We start from the raw sequence: 341 nt of genomic DNA on the forward strand, positions 1-341 counted from the left end.
GGTCGTCCTATGCCGAATCACCGGGTGTACATGCTGGATGTGCATGGACATTTGGCTCCGGTCGGCGTAGCAGGTGAACTGTGCGTGTCTGGTCCGGGTCTGGCGCGTGGATATTTGGATCGTCCAGAACTGACGGCGGAGAAATTTGTACCGAACCCGTTTGCGTCTGGCGAAGCCGGCTATGAGCGGATGTACCGCACAGGCGACTTGGCAAGATGGATGCCGGACGGCAACATTGAATACTTGGGCCGGATCGATCATCAAGTGAAAATCCGGGGCTACCGGATCGAACTGGGCGAGGTCGAAGCACAAATATTGAAAGTGGAGGACGTGCAAGAGGT

1 protein-coding gene is annotated in these 341 nt (G+C 56.3%); it reads left to right on the forward strand.

Annotation, left to right across the window (positions count from 1 at the left end):
• A partial coding sequence (locus tag HFE01_RS26585; protein ID WP_167442919.1) for an AMP-binding protein occupies positions 1–341 on the forward strand: 341 nt, incomplete at both ends.

This window comes from Paenibacillus sp. EKM10P, assembly GCF_011800655.1.
GTDB classification, from domain to species: Bacteria; Bacillota; Bacilli; order Paenibacillales; family Paenibacillaceae; genus Paenibacillus; species Paenibacillus polymyxa.